Here is a 4915-nt window from a genome sequence, read left to right on the forward strand (position 1 = left end):
GTATAATACTAATAAAGCGTAATAACATTATATAATAATGACAATCACAACAATGAACGCTTTAATAAATAAAGAATAAGAAACTTCAAATTTCGCGTATCATGTAAAAAATTATATCTTTAAATAGCCTTTTAAATGTCTCTGGATTTATCATTTGATTCCGACAGCGATGAGAAGCCTTCTTTCTTTACACTAAAGCGCTCGCCCACAATGCATTGTTACGTTGATTTTATACTTGAGGTGAGGACATGCAATTTTTTGAGATTCAAAAACTTTCAAACAAAGGGATTCCTTTATCAGTTCAACGAAAACTATGGTTAAGGAACTTCTTACAAGCTTTTCTTGTCGTCTTCTTTACATATATGGCGATGTATTTAATTCGAAATAATTTTAAAGCAGCAGGCCCATTATTGAAAGATGAAATTGGGCTCACGACGACGGAATTGGGTTATATCGGACTCGCATTTAGTATTACATATGGATTAGGAAAATCTCTTTTAGGTTATTTTATTGATGGTAAGAACACGAAAAAAATCATTTCTGTGTTACTGATTTTATCGTCAATTTCTGTATTATTAATGGGATTATTATTAAGTTTCTTCGGAAATGTCTTAGGTATTTTTATTGTTCTTTGGGGTCTAAATGGGGTCTTCCAATCGGTTGGAGGTCCTGCAAGTTACTCTACTATTTCTAGATGGGCACCTCGAACGAAGCGAGGCCGTTATTTAGGATTTTGGAATGCGTCACATAATATCGGTGGTGCGATTGCGGGTGGTCTCGCATTATGGGGGGCGAACGTCTTTTTCAACGGTAGCGTGGTAGGGATGTTTATCTTCCCAGCGGTCATAGCTATCTTGATTGGTGTAGTAGGTTTATTTATTGGTAAAGACGATCCTGAAGAACTCGGGTGGAACCGTGCTGAAGAGATATGGGAAGAGCCTGTGGATCAAGAAAATATCGACTCCCATGGCATGACAAAATGGGAAATATTCAAGAGATACATTTTAAAAAATCCGGTCATTTGGATATTATGTATTTCAAATGTATTTGTGTATATTGTTAGAATCGGTATCGATAATTGGGCCCCGCTGTATGTAAGTGAACATTTAGGTTTTAATAAATCAGATGCGATTAACACAATTTTTTATTTTGAAATTGGCGCACTTGTCGCAAGTTTATTATGGGGATATGTCTCAGATATACTAAAAGGGCGCCGTGCCATTGTTGCGATTGGATGTATGTTCCTTATCACATTTGTCGTGTTGTTCTATACGAATGCTACGAGTGTACTTATGGTTAACATTTCATTATTCGCTTTAGGTGCGCTCATTTTTGGACCTCAATTACTTATAGGGGTGTCATTAACAGGATTCGTGCCTAAACGTGCCATCAGTGTAGCCAATGGTATGACCGGTTCATTTGCGTATTTATTTGGTGATTCAATGGCTAAAGTCGGTTTAGCGAAAATTGCAGACCCTAAATCAGATGGGCTTCATGTGTTGGGCTATACACTCACGGGTTGGACAGACGTCTTCATAGTATTCTATTTTGCATTATTCGTAGGCATTATCTTATTAGGTATTGTCGCATTCTATGAAGAAAAGAAAATACGTGCATTGCATATTTAAAATTAAATGAACAAAAAAACATCGCCTTCCATAGCTATTATGGAGGCGATGTTTTAGATTACACCAGATGCATATTTTTATTTATCCTTTTTAAAGAATTCGGTTATTTTATCTTTAATTTCTTGTAATTTAGAATTCACTTTATCTAATTCACGCTGCATTTCATCATTATTGCCATTTTGGCGTTCATTTTCTGCGTTTTGTAAATTATCAGCAGTTTTATTGTATTCATCAGCCACTTTATTTGCTTGTTGTGTATCCGTGTTATTTTTCAATGATGCAATTTCTTGTTTCAATGCATCAATTTTACTTTGCGTGTCAGATTGGTTATTTTCAATACTTTTTTTCGCATCTTCCACTTGTTGTTGGAGTTGTTCATTTTTTTGTTGAACCAATTGCGCATCGTTTTGATTCGTTGGGTCAGATGTGTTGGGATCATTTGCCGCTTGTTTATCATTCGTGCCCGTACATGATTTAACGATTAAAGCGACTAAGGCAATAGCGACGATGAATAGTAATAAAATCAGCCATTTGTTTTTCCGTTTTGACGATTCGATTTCTTCTTGTTGAAGTTGTTCACGACGGTAATCTCTTTCATTATATGCATTTGAATTGCGCTGTGGGCGAATTAAAATACCACCAAAGACTTCATGTTGTTGTTGATCCGTTAAGGTGTTGATATTTAAATCCGTATTCAATTGGTTAAACTTGTCATAAGCAATGATAGTACCATCATCTAAAATCTTTTCAATTCTCGGATAATCTCGATTACGCTCTTGTCTTCTCACACGAATCCCTCCAATAAGGTGCCATGAATGACTATTTTTATAATGAATCATATAAAAAATGTATTGAGTTTATTTTATCCTACCACATATCACTAAAAGTGACAAAAAAGGCGCCAGTACTGTATACAGTCTGGCACCTGTTTAATAGGTTAAGATGATTTATTTTGTTTGGCGTGCTGTTGTTTTAATCCATCAACGATTAACTGACTTAATGCTTTTTGCCCAGCGTATTCTAAATGAATACCATCATATGCGAAATATTCAGGATGACCACCGGATGCTTTATGCCAATCGATGAGGTGGACGTTTTTATGTTTGTCAGCAGCTGTCTTCAAGGTATCATTGACATTTTTTTCATAGTCACGTGGCACACGTGTATTCACAAAATAAATTTGTGCTTTTCCGAGATTATCAATAATTTCATTGACTTGATCTTCAGTAAAAGCACCGTTCGTACCCAGTTGCATCACGACATCTTTATTAGGTTTCGCAAAACTTTGATATTGCGAAGAGATGAGGGCATTGGCTTCATTCAATTGACGACCGACTTTACCATCAATCGTCGCATTTGGGACTTGTTTTTGGAAGACATTACCAATATCTACCATCACAGAGTCACCAATAAGTAACGGCGCTAACTGTTTCGGATCAACTTTCTTTTGTTCATTCGTATCAGCAGGATTCGTTTTCGGTTTGTGCGTCTTATTCGTAAATGATGTTTCTTTTTGCGTACTATTAGCTTTTCCAAGTTGATCAAATTGACCACTCATCAATAATATAGATGGAACAGCTAACAATAGTAACAGCGCCAATCTTAAAAAGCGAGACGCTTGATGTGGTTTGAATGAAAATGCGCGAAAGCCTTTTTTACGAATTGGATTTTCAATAAAGCGATATGACAACTCAGCAAGCGCCACCATTAATACGACATCAATAATATAGACGTAATATGGAATTTGTCCTGCCACAAAATGGCGATGTAGTAATACAATCACCGGATAATGCCATAAATATAAACTATAAGAACGTTTACCAATCGCGACAAATAATGGATTGCCAATCAGTTTCGCAAACCATCCAGATGGGTGAACCACACTCGCAATCGTAAATAACGTCACGAATGAGATTAAATAAAAGCCACCTTGATAAATCCATTTGTCATGCTCACTAACATTAAAAATGATATAGATCAGCAACGCAAAACTGATGAATCCGACAAAATCAACAGATGTGCGGAGTTTCAACGCTACTTGTTTCTTCAAACGAAATGGTGGCCATACTAACGCTAACATCGCCCCAAGCAACAACGTTTGAAGACGTGTATCTGTACCGAAGTACACACGTGCTGTACTACTTGTCACCGTAGATAAATACATCATCAATCCTAATGAGATTAACGAGATGACAAAAAATATGATAAACGTATATTGTCTTTTTCGTAGCTTAAAGATCATATATAGAATAAAAGGAAAGAAGAGATAAAATTGCTCTTCAATTGCTAATGACCATAAATGTTTTAACGGTGCGATCGAAAATTGATTAAAATAATCAACATCCTGTATGATATACCACCAGTTTGAGACATAAAAGACAGCAGCAATCGCATCTTTCTTTAATGCAAGTATAATATCTGGTTCAAAAATAATGGCATACGTTAACACAACTGCAAGCATAAACATAACTGCAGGGATCAACCGTTTCACACGGCGTAACCAGAATGCTGGCAAGTCAATCTTTCCAGTTTTGTCGTATTCAGCGACTAACAAAGATGTAATTAAAAAACCGGAAATGACAAAGAAGGTATCTACACCTAAAAATCCACCTGGCAACCATAGAGGATTCAAGTGAAAGATTATAATTGCGATGACGGCAATCGCTCTAAAACCGTCGAGACCAGGGAGATATTTTTGCGTATGAACAGGTTTCGTTCTTTTTAATTCTGTTTGGGTCATTCATAACATCCTTAAATTTATTAAAAATTAGGCATCGACGCGTAAAGCGTTAATGAAACTATGTATGTCGATGCGTTGAGGTAACCGTCGTACGTCATTTCCAAAAGCACATACGTCCTCTAAGTTACTAAATTATTATATCTTAATAATAGCAACATATGAATAATATATATGACTTTTAGTATTTATACAAATGTAAAGGTGCTGAAATCAAAATGTAACATAACTTTAAATGAAGATGACATTTTTCCAATAAATATGCAAGTTTAGTATTGGCGTTGTGATGCCGTTTAACACAGTCATATCAAGGATGATATAGAGAAATAGATATTAATTTCATTATTATACATGCATATTAATGAAAAGTGGGGATTTAGTGATCTTGATTGCGTAAAATGATAATGATATAAAATTAAAAAAGTATATAACAAATACATAAGGAGGAAGGGCTATGGTGGTATACACTATGTTTTTAATATTTTTATTTTTACTCATAGTTCTAATAACAATAGGTAACATAGCATATTTAAAAAGGGTAATACATATG

The 4915-nt window shown here is 35.2% G+C and carries 3 protein-coding genes; 1 reads left to right on the plus strand and 2 read right to left on the minus strand.

Features of this window, described 5'->3' with window-relative positions; all coding sequences use genetic code 11:
* Positions 1-248: 248 nt before the first annotated feature.
* Positions 249-1628 carry a hexose-6-phosphate:phosphate antiporter gene (gene uhpT / locus CD172_RS11735; protein WP_103346449.1) on the plus strand — a complete coding sequence of 460 codons (1380 nt, stop codon included), beginning with the start codon at positions 249-251 and terminating at the stop codon, positions 1626-1628.
* Between the two features lie 77 nt (positions 1629-1705).
* Here the strand turns inward: uhpT and CD172_RS11740 are convergent, their stop codons facing one another.
* Both CD172_RS11740 and CD172_RS11745 read right to left on the minus strand, forming a co-directional pair.
* Positions 1706-2416, minus strand: coding sequence for a hypothetical protein (locus CD172_RS11740; protein WP_103346450.1), 711 nt, complete (start codon positions 2414-2416; stop codon positions 1706-1708).
* 149 nt (positions 2417-2565) lie between these two features.
* Positions 2566-4368, minus strand: a complete 1803-nt coding sequence (locus tag CD172_RS11745) for an acyltransferase family protein (protein WP_103346451.1) — start codon at positions 4366-4368, stop codon at positions 2566-2568.
* Between the last annotated feature and the right edge of the window lie 547 nt (positions 4369-4915).

Source organism: Staphylococcus agnetis (genome assembly GCF_002901865.1).
GTDB classification, from domain to species: Bacteria; Bacillota; Bacilli; order Staphylococcales; family Staphylococcaceae; genus Staphylococcus; species Staphylococcus agnetis.